Origin of the sequence: Candidatus Terasakiella magnetica (assembly GCF_900093605.1) — a bacterium.
GTDB lineage: Bacteria > Pseudomonadota > Alphaproteobacteria > Rhodospirillales > Terasakiellaceae > Terasakiella > Terasakiella magnetica.
Genome location: NZ_FLYE01000001.1, coordinates 217,546 through 231,630, shown reverse-complemented (window position 1 = coordinate 231,630; position 14,085 = coordinate 217,546). Strand labels below are relative to the sequence as shown.

General features: G+C 44.1%; 12 protein-coding genes. All 12 read right to left on the bottom strand.

Translation table 11 applies throughout. From position 1 onward, the window contains the following. Positions 1-253 precede the first annotated feature (253 nt). Complete coding sequence (locus tag MTBPR1_RS00710) at positions 254-1,075, bottom strand: MBL fold metallo-hydrolase (RefSeq protein WP_069185634.1); 822 nt, start codon at positions 1,073-1,075, stop codon at positions 254-256. A gap of 90 nt (positions 1,076-1,165) precedes the next feature. Then, positions 1,166-1,891, bottom strand: coding sequence for an SAM hydrolase/SAM-dependent halogenase family protein (locus tag MTBPR1_RS00705; protein WP_069185633.1), 726 nt, complete (start codon positions 1,889-1,891; stop codon positions 1,166-1,168). 3 nt (positions 1,892-1,894) lie between these two features. Further along, a complete protein-coding gene (locus MTBPR1_RS00700) occupies positions 1,895-2,695 on the bottom strand; it encodes a sterol desaturase family protein (RefSeq protein ID WP_069185632.1) in 801 nt (266 codons plus the stop codon). Beyond that, positions 2,692-3,552: a DMT family transporter gene (locus MTBPR1_RS00695; protein ID WP_069185631.1), complete on the bottom strand. Its 861-nt coding sequence runs from the start codon at positions 3,550-3,552 to the stop codon at positions 2,692-2,694. Before MTBPR1_RS00695 ends, MTBPR1_RS00700 begins: the two co-directional genes overlap by 4 nt. A 43-nt stretch (positions 3,553-3,595) precedes the next feature. After that, a complete protein-coding gene (gene phoB, locus MTBPR1_RS00690; RefSeq protein WP_069185630.1) occupies positions 3,596-4,285 on the bottom strand; it encodes a phosphate regulon transcriptional regulator PhoB in 690 nt (229 codons plus the stop codon). A 6-nt stretch (positions 4,286-4,291) separates the two neighbouring features. Further along, the gene (phoU, locus tag MTBPR1_RS00685) at positions 4,292-5,005 is read right to left on the bottom strand and encodes a phosphate signaling complex protein PhoU (protein WP_069185629.1); all 714 of its coding nucleotides are present in this window, start codon (positions 5,003-5,005) and stop codon (positions 4,292-4,294) included. A 6-nt stretch (positions 5,006-5,011) separates the two neighbouring features. Next, entirely contained in the window at positions 5,012-5,863 is an 852-nt protein-coding gene (gene pstB, locus MTBPR1_RS00680; RefSeq protein ID WP_205631199.1) for a phosphate ABC transporter ATP-binding protein PstB, read from the bottom strand. A gap of 26 nt (positions 5,864-5,889) precedes the next feature. Then, positions 5,890-7,176 (bottom strand): phosphate ABC transporter permease PstA, encoded by a 1,287-nt coding sequence (gene pstA, locus MTBPR1_RS00675; protein WP_240492834.1) that lies wholly within the window; start codon positions 7,174-7,176, stop codon positions 5,890-5,892. Next, entirely contained in the window at positions 7,169-8,551 is a 1,383-nt protein-coding gene (gene pstC, locus MTBPR1_RS00670; protein WP_069185627.1) for a phosphate ABC transporter permease subunit PstC, read from the bottom strand. Before pstC ends, pstA begins: the two co-directional genes overlap by 8 nt. 88 nt (positions 8,552-8,639) lie before the next feature. Then, entirely contained in the window at positions 8,640-9,695 is a 1,056-nt protein-coding gene (locus tag MTBPR1_RS00665) for a PstS family phosphate ABC transporter substrate-binding protein (RefSeq protein ID WP_069185626.1), read from the bottom strand. Positions 9,696-9,825: 130 nt separating this feature from the next. Further along, positions 9,826-10,920: an ATP-binding protein gene (locus tag MTBPR1_RS00660; RefSeq protein WP_069185625.1), complete on the bottom strand. Its 1,095-nt coding sequence runs from the start codon at positions 10,918-10,920 to the stop codon at positions 9,826-9,828. A gap of 84 nt (positions 10,921-11,004) precedes the next feature. Continuing rightward, on the bottom strand, positions 11,005-14,040 hold the full coding sequence (locus tag MTBPR1_RS00655; protein WP_069185624.1) for a sensor domain-containing protein: 3,036 nt from the start codon (positions 14,038-14,040) through the stop codon (positions 11,005-11,007). Between the last annotated feature and the right edge of the window lie 45 nt (positions 14,041-14,085).

The window sequence follows — 14,085 nt, the reverse complement described above, 5'->3', positions numbered from 1 at the left end:
TACGTAATGCGCACTAACCCATTTGCACCATCGAAATCAACAAATGTAGTACGTATTAATGCGTATTAACGTCCGACTTTAGTACGCTAAAAGCCTGAATTATCAAGTATTTTTAGATAAAATTTTATCTATTGGTCAATTTATTGTGGGTTTATGCATTTCCGATTCGCATAAAAAAGGGGAAATTAATATTACAAAATATTTCAAAGATGTATAAAAAAAGTAACGCACACGATTAAATCTACAGTTACTTTTAAACCATAACGAGCATTTGCTCTTTCGCGGCAAAACAATGCTCCCATGAAGCAATTGCCTTATTCTCAATTTCCAACATGATATCATCTGTATGTTCTGGATCATGATGAAACAGAGCCAATTTTTTAACGCCTGCTGCCTTACAAAGGCGAATAGCTTCCTGCCATGTTGAATGGCCCCAACCTATTTTGGTCTCAAAACTCTCATCACTGTAAGTCGTATCATAAATAACCAAATCAGCCCCTTCAATAAGGCCAAGTACATTTTGGTCCGGCTTTCCAATGACATGTTCTGTATCGGTTACATAGCAAATCGCCTTAGCGTTATATTCAATACGGTATCCTGTTGCACCATTGGGGTGGTTAAGAGGTGCTGTAACCACCTTAATCCCATCATGAAAAGAAAAACTATCCCCACTTCTAAAATCTTCAAATGTCAGGTCTGCCTGCATAACTTCTAAAGGGACAGGGAATGTCGGGTTTGCCATTTGGCTAGCAAGGACCTGCCTGATCCCCCCAATATCCATTAAATGCCCTGCCATCACATGAAAGCTATTGCCCGGAACGTAGGCCGGTGCAAAAAAAGGAAAGCCGTTGATATGGTCCCAATGGGTATGGGTTAATAAAAGGTGGGAGTTTTTATGGCCAGATTTAAGTAAGTCTTGCCCAAGGCTACGTATGCCTGTGCCCGCATCAAGGATAAAGCGATAGTCCCCAGCTTTGATTTCTATACAACTGGTGTTGCCTCCATATGCGATATGATCAGGCGATGGGCATGCAATAGACCCACGCACACCCCAAAATTTTACAGCAAACGACATTTTATACTCCGGCTCATTTGGCCTCGGCGATTATTCTTGTTCATTTCATTCTTACAAATTAAACAAGAATGCGATAGTTCAAATATACTCTTAAGCTCTATTAATTTGGCTACCAACATCAAGTTTCAGCTCTTTACTGGCACTTCCTTGGTTTATGGCAATTTCAACAAAGCCTGAGGAGTTATAATACCAAAAGGCTCCTCCCTCTTCTGTGTCGCAGAACACATCAGCATATTTCACCTTTTCATTACCAATAATAAAGCATGTTTCCATGCCGCATTGAGATTGTTTTATGCCCGTCCAACAGTTTCCATAGACATCTATATAAATAACCTTACAATTTTTATGTATATTTTCAAAAATTGTGAGATTATTTCGATCTATAGCCTGTTTTTTAAATTCAATATTTTGAGAAATCATTGCCACAACTGGCGCAAAAAGATCGCGCCCATGAAATGATTTTGACAGCACCTCAGGACGCCATAATATCTCGTAAGACTCAATTTCTTGTGCATTGCTGATGATCTGACTGAATAATCCATTATCCGGCCCGACAAACCAACTCCCATCACATTTAAGACAAATGGCTTTTCTTGTCCCACCAACGCCTGGGTCAACAACACAAAGATAGACATGGCCCTGCCCCATATTTGTCAGCAGACCGGACAAAAGCTGTGCAGATGCTTCTATATTAAAGGCTGGTGCATCAACCATCAGGTCGATGACCTTCTCCTCTGGTGCCACGTTTAAGACCGCCGCCTTCATTTGCCCCAGATATGGCCCCAAAACACCAAAATCAGTAAATGTGAAAATCATACGTTATCTCCGAAATGGCATGATCAACAATTCAATGAGCTTGAGATATTTCGCCTCTCTATACTCATTTAAACCGATCTCCATAGCTTCATGGCCCTTTGAAGGTTGGTCACGGTATGTTTTAAACAAACGATCCCAAAAACTGACGCAAAAGCCATAATTGCTATCTGTCTCACACTTGATTTGGGAATGATGCACACGGTGCATATCCGGTGTGACAAAAACAAGCCTAAGCATCCGATCAAACCCTAAAGGTAGCTTCAGGTTCGCATGATTAAACATGGCCATTGCGTTCAAGGACATCTCAAAGATAATCACAGCTAAAGGATCAATCCCAAATACAACAACCAAGGCTATTTTATATAAAAGTGAAAGAACGATTTCTGCGGGGTGAAAACGCAACCCCGTCGTCACATCAAAATCAAGATCAGTGTGATGCACTTTGTGTAGGCGCCAAAGGATCGGCACTTTATGCATGACCACATGCTGAAAATAGATACAGAGATCGAGAAGGATAATGCCAAGGAAAATTAGATAAGGCCCCTGCCCGGTATTTAACGAAATAAGGCTGCCGCCTTGTTCCTGTACATAATAAGCAACAGCCACAGGTACAAAGGGCAAGAATATACGAACGATTAAACCGCCACAGGCCATCAGGCTCAGGTTTGCAAACCATCTTTGCGTTCGGTTATATTTTCTTTTAAGGCGTGGGAATAAAGCTTCCCCCACAGCAAAAAGTACAAACAGACCCATAAAGACACTTAAACGCAAGATAGCTTCATTTTCCTGAATGAAATCACTCATGCCTGTTTTGCCTTTTTGATCTGCCTAAATTGAATAATGGCTACCCCTGTTAATGTAAGGATGCCACCAGCCATTTTATAGAGCGTAAATTCTTCACCCAAAATAAATACACCGGCCCCCACCCCAATCATGGGGGCAAGCAAGGTAAAGGGCACGACCTGATTAACATCAAGCCTTTTAATAAGACTGTACCATAAATGATAAGCAAGAACGGAAGAGGCCAAGATCGTATAGCTTAACAACAACCAGATATGTATTGGTGCATCTGTAATTGCTTCAATCTGGTTGCTTTCCCACATGTAGGACATCATGAGCAAAACCGGAATGGCAAAAAGGCTCATCCAGCCCATAATGGCAAGGGGTGGGATATCATTGGCTTTTTTAATCAGGATATTTGCCCAAGCCCAGCTAAAGGCACAGGCAATCACGCAAATGATTGAAATAACGGTACCGCCTTGGGGCTCACCTGCTAAAAAGGCTGCCCCGCAAAAAGCAAGCGACATGCCTATACTGCGTTTCCAGCCCAGCTTATCTGCAAAGAAAACAGCCGCGAGGATAGAGCTAAACGGCACACCAAGCTGTAACAACAAGGCTACGGTTGCCGCATCTGCGCCTTGAAAGCCAACAAAGAACAAGCCAAAATGGCCCACACCCAAAACAAGCGCAATGGGTATGGTCTTCTTGATTTGATCAAGACTTAACCTGAAAAAGGGCAGGAGAAGGAGTGCTGTTATAGCAAAACGTATAATCGTTAGCGTCAGGGGTGGAACGGATGTAACTGACACCTTAATAGCAGCAAAGTTGAACCCCCAGATAATCACCACGCATAAGGCCTGTAATGTATCACGGAAGTTCATCTTCATCGCCTTATCTGCACGGTTTTGCAGACTATGGCATAGTTTAAACGCTAGAGTCTAACGAATAACCTGCTGCGCGCACCGTGCGGATAAAGTCTGGTTTGTCATCAATGCTTAAGGCTTTGCGCAAACGCCGGATATGAACATCAACCGTGCGCACTTCCACATGAATGTCGCGTCCCCATACTTTATCAAGCAGTTGCTCGCGCGAAAATACACGGCCTGGGCGTTCCATCAACACACGAAGAAGGCGGTATTCAGTCGGCCCTAAATGGATTGATGTTGTCTCTCGCATGACTTTATGCTCAGACAGATCCATCAGGATATCTTCATAAGTCAGCTTATCGTCTGTCAATGTCGGGCTCGCACGTCTTAAGACAGCCTTGGCGCGCGCCACCAACTCATTGGGAGAAAACGGTTTTACGATATAGTCATCAGCTCCATTATCTAACCCACGGATACGATCGCTTTCTTCACCCCGTGCGGTCAGCATAATGATGGGAAGGGGTTTTGTCTCTTTGCGTTCGCGCAGGCGGCGGCAAACTTCAATCCCGCTTAAGCCCGGAAGCATCCAATCCAGAATAATCAGATCGGGTTCTTCTTCTTCCACCAGCAACATGGCTTCTTCACCATCAGCCACACAAAGGGCGCGAAAGCCTTGTTTTTCGATATTATATCGAACAAGTTCAGCCAACGGCGGTTCATCTTCAACGATTAAAACCAAGGGATCCATGATCGTTTACTCTTCTTCCAGTCCAGTAAAACTTGTCTCATCATCTTTTGGGCGATCATCTTCGGGGTGAACGCCTGTCACCAAGAAATGTACATTTTCTGCAATATTGGTGGCATGGTCGCCTGCACGTTCCACATTTTTGGCAATAAACAGCAAATGGGTACAGGGCGTAATGTTGCGCGGGTCTTCCATCATGTATGTGAGCAATTCACGAAACAGGCTGGTGTGAAGCTGATCAACAACTTCATCTTGTGCCCGAATATCAAGGGCCTTGCGCTCATCACGCTCAAGGTAGGCATCCAGCACATTATGAACCATGGACTGTACCAGTGAGGCCATACGCGCAATGGTATGAACCGCACCAATTGGCGCAGCACTGGAAAGTGTAATGGTACGTTTGGCAATATTTTTGGATAGATCACCAATACGTTCAAGGTCAGACGATGTCTTAAGCGCTGAAATCACCATGCGCAAATCATCTGCCATAGGCTGGCGCAAAGCCAAGATGCGCGTGACTTCGGTGTTAATTTCCATTTCCAACTCGTCAATTTTCAAGTCGTCATGGATGACATTACCTGCCAATGTGGTGTCACGCTTGACCAATGCCTCACTGGCACGGCCTAACAAGGCTTCAGATAACCCGCCCATACGCGCAATGGCGTTATCAAGATGAGTAAGTTCGTTATCGTAGGATTTAACTGTATGATCTGTCGTATTCATAATTTTTTACCCGAAACGGCCTGTGATGTAGCCCTTAGTGCGCTCATCAATGGGTGACGTAAAGATTTGTTCTGTCTCGCCATATTCAACGAGGTTTCCAAGGTGGAAAAATGCGGTATGTTGAGAAACACGTGCGGCTTGTTGCATGGAGTGGGTTACAATCACGATGGTGTATGATCCACGCAGCTCATCAATCAGCTCCTCAATCCTTGCTGTGGCAATAGGATCAAGGGCCGAACATGGCTCATCCATTAGCAAGATTTCAGGATCAACCGCAATGGCGCGTGCAATACATAAACGTTGCTGCTGCCCCCCAGAAAGCCCTGTGCCCGGCTCTAACAGGCGATCTTTGACTTCTTTTAAAAGGCCAACCTTTTCAAGGCTTGTTTCTACGATTTCATCCATCTCTTCTTTAGAAGAGCCAATCCCATGTAAGCGCGGGCCATAAGCCACGTTGTCATAAATGGATTTTGGAAACGGGTTTGGCTTTTGGAAAACCATGCCGATCTTGGCGCGAAGAAGAACCGTATCCACTTGATTAGATAAGATGTTCATATCATCAACCATGATCTCACCCGTGACCGAGCAGGTATCAATGGTGTCATTCATACGGTTAAGACAGCGCAAGAAAGTCGATTTACCACAACCGGATGGCCCGATAAAGGAAGTCACTTTACCTTTAGGCATATCAAGATTGATGCCAAATAAAGCTTCTTTTTGACCATATTTCACACGCACATCACGTGCTGAGATTTTCACATCTTCTGGTGAAAGTTCAACGGAGTTCACACCTTGAGATGTGGTTCCATTACTGGCATTGATCTTATTTTCAATTTCGACAGCATTTTCTTTTGTCATTGGTTTCATAGCTTTCGTTTCCATTTTTACCAACGTCGTTCCAGCTTTTTACGCAGAAGAACGGCTAAAGCATTCATTGTGATGAGGAATGCCAGTAAGACCATAATAGCAGCAGATGTTTTCTCAACAAAGGCTCTCTCTGGGCTATCGGCCCATAGATAGACTTGAACGGGAAGAACGGTCGCTGGATCAAAAGGTGTTCCCGGTACGTCTGCGATAAAGGCAACCATACCAATCATAAGTAAAGGCGCTGTCTCACCAAGGGCTTGCGCCATACCGATGATTGTACCTGTTAAGATACCCGGCAGTGCAAGGGGAAGCTGATGGTGAAAAACAGCCTGCATTTTTGAAGCCCCAACGCCAATGGCAGCTTCCATAATGGACGGCGGGATTGATTTTAGTGCAGCACGTGACGCAATAATAATTGTCGGCAATGTCATCAGGGCTAAAACCACACCCCCTGCAACCGGGGCTGAGCGCGGCATACCAAACACATTCAAGAAAATTGCAAGGCCGAGCAAACCAAACACGATGGAAGGCACTGCTGCTAAATTGTTGATATTGACTTCAACCAGATAGGTGAATTTGTTTTTCGGGGCAAACTCTTCAAGATAGATCGCCGCCATTACACCTAATGGGAAAGACAAGGCCAATGTAACCAGCATGGTCAAGGCAGAACCGACCAAAGCACCGCGTATACCGGCTTGTTCAGGCTCGCGTGAGTCCCCTGCTGCAAAGAAGTTGGTGTTAAAACGCTTTTCAACAGCACCTTCTTTTTCATACACTTCAACCCATGCAATTTCTTTATCTGTAATCGGGCGTGTGCTTTCATCTTGTGTGCGGTCAAACACATCTTTGATCAGCATATCCACTTCATCAGAAGCCATCACCCAGACCGATTGCGTTGTGCCAATCAGACTTGGATTTGCAACAACCATATCACGCAAATTATAGCCTGCACTTGAACTCACAAGCCCATAAAGCTTTCGTTTATCGCGGCGTTTTTTCACTTCAGGGAATTTAGCGCGCAAAGATTGCTTCACCACCCCAGCGTAATTGGCAAACTGAAGTGTTTCAGCCTTGCGCGATCCCTCTGGATCAATGATTGCCTCATCAAGCATGACATCGATCTTCATATAGGTTTGATGAAAACCCGTGTAGCCATTTGAAATAATGCTGGAAAACAGCATCAAAACACACAGGAACGCAAAGGCAAGCGCGCCAATACCCATCATTTTGAAGCGAGTTTCGGCTGCATGGCGTTTTTTCAAACGTCCATGCGCCTTTTGCATAGATACTTTTAACTCAGTCATATTTTTCTCGGTACTTTGCAACAACGCGTAGCGCAATAACATTTAAACATAAGGTTACGCAGAAAAGGACCAGCCCCAATGCAAAGGCCGCCAGTGTTTTAGGACTATCAAACTCTTGGTCCCCCACAAGCAACGTTACCATTTGCACAGTCGCTGTGGTCACCGCATGAAGCGGGTTTGCAGTAAGGTTTGCAGAAAGCCCTGCCGCCATCACCACAATCATGGTTTCCCCAATCGCACGCGAAATCGCCAGCATGATGCCGCCAACAATCCCGGGAAGAGCGGCTGGTAAAACAACCTGTAAAACCGTTTCTGATTTCGTCCCACCAAGGGCGTAAGAACCATCGCGCAAAGACTGCGGCACAGCACGGATCACATCATCAGAAAGAGACGAGACAAAAGGAATAATCATAATGCCCATGACAAGGCCTGCTGCCAAGGCACTTTCAGAAGCAACCTCAAGCCCCCAGCCTTCACCAATATTTCGAATGGTCGGTGCGACCACAAGGGCAGCAAAGAAGCCATAAACAACAGTTGGGATACCGGCAAGGATTTCCAAAACAGGTTTGCCAATGCCACGAATTTTAGGTGAGGCATATTCAGACATATACACAGCTGACATCAAACCAACAGGCACCGCCACACACATGGCGATAAAGGAGATCAACATGGTCCCTGCAAAAATTGGCACCGCACCAAAGGCCCCTTCAGAGGCGACCTGATCTTTGCGCATGGCGATCTGCGGGCTCCATTCCACACCGAACAGGAAGTCGGTCAGAGGAATTTTACCAAAAAAGCGAATAGCTTCAAATAAGAGGGAGGAGACAATTCCGATTGTCGTCAAAATAGCGACAATTGAACTTGCCAGTAATACATAACGAATAACGCGTTCAACCTGATCGCGCGCCTGAAGTTTGGCGCCAACAGATTTTTTACCGATAAGCAAACCGATAATGGCAATAGAGACAAGCGCGATTGCAAGGGCGGTTGAACCAATTTGTTTTAATTCGAGATAATGCTCCGCCGCGACAATAAGCTCAGGTGTTGCTTTTGAAACCCCTGACCCATTGGCAGCAATAAACTTAATATCGCTTAAAATGCGTGCGACCATTGCGCTTGATGTTTCAGGTGTTATTGATGAAACACCGCTGAGCACAACGGAATTGACAATTTGCGGCTCAAAAAGAAGCCAGGCAATACAAATAAATAAGGCAGGTAACCCGCACCACATTCCAACATAATAGCCGTAATGTCTGGGCAGGGAATGTAACTCTCTTATGTTGCCATCTACTGAAGAGACCGCACGAGAACGCCCCATATAATATCCAATTAAGGATAGAATGAGGACCGTTACTGTAAAAATCGTGGCTTGCATATCGCTGCGTTCACAATCCGAATGTAATTAAAAACATGAAAAAACGGCAGCCTTAAAAAAAGCCACCGTTTTTCTCACAAGTCGTCTTTTAGCTACCAGCACCGAGTGCTTTAACGTTAGCTTTGTATTTAGCGCGTTCTTCAACAGGCATTGGGATCAAGCCTTTGTCTGTCAAGTAACCTTCGTCACCCCACGCTTTGTCTGCTGTGAACTCAGCAAGATACTCAAGAATACCCGGTACAGAACCGATGTGAGCATTTTTCACATAGAAGAACAATGGGCGTGAAACAGGGTAAGAACCGTTTGCAATCAACTCAAACTCTGGCAATTTACCATCGATAACTGAGCCTTGAACTGAGTCAGAGTTTTGATCAAGGAAAGAGAAACCAAATACGCCATAGGCTTTAGGGTTTGCGTTCAGCTTTTGAATGATCAGGTTGTCATTTTCGCCGGCATCGATATAGGCGCCGTCTTCACGAACAGAGTGACAAATGGCTTTATATTTCTTTTTGTCTTTTTTGATACCCATTTTCTCATCGCCTTTTTTCATGGCTTTGATCATTGGGAATTTCTTACAACCACCTTCAAGGGCAAGCTCTGCAAATGCATCGCGTGTACCTGATGTTGGTGGTGGGCCAAGCACTTCGATTTTAGTTGCTGGCAGGGAAGAATCGATTTCAGACCATTTCTTATATGGGTTTGGAACCAATTTACCTTCAGCGTTAGGAACGTCTTTAGCAAGAGCTAGGAAGATTTGCTTACGCGTGATCTTAAGCTGATCACCTTTTTTAGAGTTTGCTAGAACGATACCGTCATAACCAACTTTAACTTCAGTGATTTTATCTACGCCGTTTTTCGCACAACGTTCAATCTCAGATGATTTTACAGCGCGAGAAGCATTTGTGATGTCTGGGTGTTCTTCACCAACACCAGCACAGAACAGTTTGAAACCGCCGCCTGAACCAGTTGATTCGATAACGGGTGTTTTAAAGCTTGTGCTTTTACCGAATGTTTCTGCAACAGATGTAGCAAATGGGTAAACTGTAGAAGAACCAACGATACGGATTTGATCGCGTGCTTCAGCAGCACCAGCAGCAACAACAGAAGCAAACGCTGCGATAGCAAAAGTCTTCTTAAATGACATTTGAAACTCTCCAAAAGAATAATTAGCGATACCGCGTTTTGGCGCGGTTAACAGTAAGTGAGGCAAACCTAGTTTTCGTTCACTTCTCTTTTATGACATCAATGTTACACTTTGATGACACTGGCTTATTTTAAGCTTTAAGCGGCAATAAAACTGTAAAACAAGACCCCTCACCTGCTTTACTCTCAATCTGAATACGACCTCTATGACGCATAATAATATGTTTTACAATTGCAAGGCCGAGCCCTGTGCCACCCATTGTGCGTGAGCGCGCTTTATCTATGCGATAAAAACGCTCGGTCAAGCGTGGTAGATGTTCTTCATCAATTCCATCCCCATGGTCACACACAGCAACCTGTACACCCGGTGCGCTTTTGTGAGGGAGTTGCTCTATATAGCGACAATTGATTTCAACAGACGTGCCAACTTTGCTGTATTTAATGGCATTATCAATCAGGTTTTGAAAAACCTGTGTCATTTGATCCTGATCACCAGAAATAATGCAATCACTTGCCTCACAGTTTAAAATGAGCTCCATCTGACGGTTTTCAGCCTTAAGGGATAAGATATCAACGACATTTTTTAACACCGTCGTCATATTGACAGGCTCTTCCGGTGCCACATGCTCTTGAATTTGCACACGTGATAATGACAATAGATCATCAATCAAGCGCGCCATACGATTGGCTTCCTGGATCATAATACCCAGAAAACGCTCTCTGGCTTCTGGATCATCATTTGCTGGACCTTGCAGTGTTTCAATAAAGCCAACCAATGCTGATAAGGGGGAGCGCAATTCATGGCTGACATTGGCAACAAAGTCCGAATGCATTTCTTCTGTGCGTTTTTCACGTGTCGTATCGCGCACAGTAATAGAAACACCTTCGCGCTCACCAATCATTGTAACCCGTAAGGAAAGATGACGCTCAACGGGGGCTGGAAACTTCACCTCCCCATCCCATGTTTCTTTGGTTTTAAAAACATGCTCAACGGCATCTATGACATGGGGTTGGCGAATACATTGCACGATATTGCGCCCAACAAGCATCCGCCCAAACAGGTCCATTGCAGCCTGATTGGCATGTTTAACCACACGCTGACTATCCAGAACCAAAATAGGATCGGCTAGTGAAGCAAGTATGGCATTGGCATCATCGGTTGCTGACACAGTGACTGTTTCAGCAACCCTCTTATGAACAGGCGACTTTTTTTTGCGAAAAAGCACATCAACCTCGTTGAGTGTGTTTTATGAGAATTAAGGTGACGCCCAATATATGTATTTTATATTACACTTTTGTGACAGTACGTTTTATTCGGCAAATTCACGGATGACATGTTCCCAAACAAGGGGTAATTCCCCTCCCGCACATGGTTTAGCATATAGATAGCCCTGCACATGATAACAACCGATTTCTTTGAGATATTGTGACTGCTCAATATTTTCCACCCCTTCAGCAACAATACTCACCCCGAGTTTTTGTGCCATGGAAACAATGGCTGAGACAATGGCAGCATCATCACTATCAAGGGTTAATTCATTAATAAAGGATCGATCGATTTTAAGCGTATCGACAGGGAAACGCTTTAAATAGCTCAAAGAGGAATAGCCTGTGCCAAAATCATCAATTGAGATTTTAAGTCCCATGTCTTTCAGGTTAGACAGAATCTGAATGGCATCTTCAACATCATCCATCATCGTATTTTCCGTCACTTCGACTTCAAGATGTTTGGGGTCAATCTTGTTATCTTCTATGGCTTCACGAATATCAGATAATAAGTTCGGGTCACGAAACTGTTGTGCGGACAGGTTAAAGGCCACACTGCCAAATTCAAAATTCATATCCTGCCACATTCTAATCTGCACGCAGACCTGTTGAAGAATAGAACTTCCCACACGGGCGATTAGGCCATGTTCTTCTGCAATGGGGATGAATTTTGCGGGTGAGACGGGCTTGCCATTTTCATCATTCCAACGGGCTAAGGCCTCAAGACCAATGGGTTTTCCGGTACGAATATCGACTTTAAGCTGGTAATGAGGGTGAATAACATTGCGGTTCAAGGCAATGCGCAGCTTATTTGCCATAGACAATTGTGATTGTGCATGTTCGTTCATGCGCACATCAAAGAATTGATAGTTATTACGCCCTTTTTCCTTGGCATGATACATAGCAACATCAGCATTGCGCAAAAGATCAGTCGTTGTTTCCCCATCCATTGGGTAAAGCGAAATCCCCACACTGGCAGAAACAAAAAGCTCATGGCCTTCAAAGAAATATGGCGCGCCAAGGGACTGAACAATACGCGAGGCAATCAACTCCACCGCATCCACTGAAGCAATATCAGTTAAAATGACAGTAAATTCATCACCAGAAAGGCGGGCAACCGTATCAATTTCGCGAATGCTATAAAGCAGGCGTTTAGAGACTTCTACAAGGAGAAGGTCACCAACACGATGGCCTAGGGAATCATTGATTTGCTTGAAACGATCCAGATCAACAAACAAAATCGCCATATGTTCTTTATCCCGGCGCGAACGTGCCAGTGCCGTTTGCAGCCTGTCTTGGAAAAGAACGCGGTTTGGCAAGCCTGTTAAGTGATCAAAATGGGCGAGCTGTTCAAGCTTATGTTCATCTTCTTTCTTATCGGTAATATCAGAAAAGACCGCCACATAATGGGTCAAACGCCCACTATCATTTTTACAGGCACTGATGGACACCCATTTTGGGTATTCTTCACCGCTTTTGCGTTTATCCCAAATCTCACCGCGCCAGATGCCTTTATTATGTAAATCGCCCCACATGGCTTCATAAAACTCTTGGGAATGGCGACCTGATTTCATGATCCGGGGGTTTTGCCCCATCACATCTTCGCGTGAATAGCCTGTAATATCTGTAAAGGCGGTATTTACATCAATGATATTGCCTTTTTCATCCGTAATCATGATGCCTTCAGCGGTATTTTCAAATACGGTTGAAGAAAGACGCAAGCTACCCTCTGCATGGCGTCTTTGTGTAACATCTTGGCCCTGTGCAATCACCCCAGTAACAGCATTATGCATATCGCGCAAAGGCGTCACGCTCCAAATCACATAACGGGTTGAGCCATAGAGGTTAAATTTAGTTTCAAGTGAGCGCGTAGCTTTACCTCGTAAGGCTTCTTCACAGGCAAGCTTGCCCATTGGGTCATTAAAGCGATCAAAAAAGTCTGTAATATTTTTAAAATCATCCAGATTATCAATATCAAAAAGCGTCTGAATAGCCTTGTTGATAATTGTGATATTACCGTCTTTATCCCATGCCAGAATTGGTGAGTTCGCCGCCTCAACCATATCGGAAATATATTTACCTTTTTCCGACATATCATCGACCATGGTTTCAATAACACGGCCAACTTCATTAAATTCTATGATTGAGCCAGCTTGATAATGAATATCCTCATCACCATCACACACACCTTGTGCATACTCAAGCAAGCCTTTAAGGGAACGATGCACCAGAACACGCAAAACAAACGTAACCAAAAGGGTTAGGATAACCACAAACACGAAACCAATAACAATCGTCTGTTTAAATGTCTCTTTCCAGTTTTCCGCACCTTGTGTGGTGGTAACGCTCAACAGAAAAAGACCTCGGTTCCCCTTTTCAATGCGAATGGGTTTGATATCACCACTAAAGGGAGAATCAAGCGTTGAAAATATCGGGCCGAATTCTTTAAAGCTGGCTTGTGCAACATCTTCAACACCGTCTTCAAGAGACACAGAAGACACAAGCTTTTCGTTATCATAGACAAGAATATGGGCAAAGGCACGACTGGCAGTTCTAACCGCATTGATGAGAGGGAAATTATCTGTGAGGTAGAAACCGCCCTTAAAAATGCGTGTCCCTTGCTGGTTTATGGATTTATCGTATGTGATTTCAAGCTGATAGCTTAAGGCAAGGCCATTACTTGTTTTCTCAATAAACCAGCGATCATTTTTCATCAATATATTGCGCGCATCTACGACAATATCGCCATATTCTTCTACGATTTTTGCATCTTCATTATAAGACTTTTCATAACGGATAACAAAATCAAACAGGGTTTTCTTCAAAGCATTATGAGAAAGAAGATTACCAAATTCATCTTCACGAAAAGAGGCGTGAGTTTCTAGAGTGCGGCGTGCCTCAGTCAAGCGAAAGTTCAGGAACTGCTGTGCAAGTTCATGTGTTCGTGAAATCTGGTCTAACTGTTCAAAATGAAGCGCGTCTTGAGCATTCTTATAGGATGTGGACAGCAGAAAACCACTCACACCAAGAACTGCGCTTAAAAAGAAAAGCAAAACAACCGGAGTAAACCGGAATTTCATGAAACCGCCCCTTTATCCTTATCTTTCTATAAGTTACACTGTGCA

Coding starts and splice junctions, on each gene's coding strand:
- MTBPR1_RS00710 (WP_069185634.1), bottom strand. CDS start 1,075: ATGTCGTTTGCTGTAAAATTTTGGGGTGTGCGTGGGTCTATTGCATGC.
- MTBPR1_RS00705 (WP_069185633.1), bottom strand. CDS start 1,891: ATGATTTTCACATTTACTGATTTTGGTGTTTTGGGGCCATATCTGGGG.
- MTBPR1_RS00700 (WP_069185632.1), bottom strand. CDS start 2,695: ATGAGTGATTTCATTCAGGAAAATGAAGCTATCTTGCGTTTAAGTGTC.
- MTBPR1_RS00695 (WP_069185631.1), bottom strand. CDS start 3,552: ATGAACTTCCGTGATACATTACAGGCCTTATGCGTGGTGATTATCTGG.
- phoB (WP_069185630.1), bottom strand. CDS start 4,285: ATGGATCCCTTGGTTTTAATCGTTGAAGATGAACCGCCGTTGGCTGAA.
- phoU (WP_069185629.1), bottom strand. CDS start 5,005: ATGAATACGACAGATCATACAGTTAAATCCTACGATAACGAACTTACT.
- pstB (WP_205631199.1), bottom strand. CDS start 5,863: ATGACAAAAGAAAATGCTGTCGAAATTGAAAATAAGATCAATGCCAGT.
- pstA (WP_240492834.1), bottom strand. CDS start 7,176: ATGACTGAGTTAAAAGTATCTATGCAAAAGGCGCATGGACGTTTGAAA.
- pstC (WP_069185627.1), bottom strand. CDS start 8,551: ATGCAAGCCACGATTTTTACAGTAACGGTCCTCATTCTATCCTTAATT.
- MTBPR1_RS00665 (WP_069185626.1), bottom strand. CDS start 9,695: ATGTCATTTAAGAAGACTTTTGCTATCGCAGCGTTTGCTTCTGTTGTT.
- MTBPR1_RS00655 (WP_069185624.1), bottom strand. CDS start 14,040: ATGAAATTCCGGTTTACTCCGGTTGTTTTGCTTTTCTTTTTAAGCGCA.